Annotated in this window: 1 protein-coding gene; it reads left to right on the top strand. The window is 65.0% G+C overall.

Annotated elements, in window-relative coordinates:
* Positions 1-409, top strand: a 409-nt coding sequence (locus tag KMS84_RS39195; RefSeq protein ID WP_498066970.1) for an AAA-type ATPase lid domain-containing protein, incomplete at both ends; no start/stop codon positions are given.

The following is a 409-nucleotide window of genomic DNA, read 5'->3' as shown; positions in this document are numbered from 1 at the left end:
GCACCAAACAGTTTCGCGAAGACCTGTTCTACCGGCTCAGCGGCATGACCCTGCACCTGCCGGCCCTGCGCGAACGCAGCGACCGGGCCGAACTGCTCGATGAATTGCTGGCCGCCCAGCCCGGCGCAGCCGGGTTACGCCTGGACAACGAGGCGCGGGCCCGGCTTCTGGCCCACCCCTGGCCTGGCAATATCCGCCAGTTGCTCAATGGGCTACGTTACGCCGTGGCGTTGGCTGAAGATGGGGTGATCGATAGCGATTGCCTGCCAGCGGAATTGCAGGGTGTGATTGCGCCGCTACCGCTCGCCCTGTCGCCCGAGGTGCCGCCCAGCAGCAACCTGGCCGAACAACTGGGCAGCGATGAAGCACGGCACCTGTATGCCACGTTGCGCCAGCATCAGTGGAATAT

Origin of the sequence: Streptomyces hilarionis (genome assembly GCF_024539675.1) — a bacterium.
Classification (GTDB): domain Bacteria; phylum Actinomycetota; class Actinomycetes; order Streptomycetales; family Streptomycetaceae; genus Streptomyces; species Streptomyces hilarionis.
Note: the sequence above shows the minus strand (reverse complement) of the source record. Positions and strands in the feature narration are given on the sequence as shown.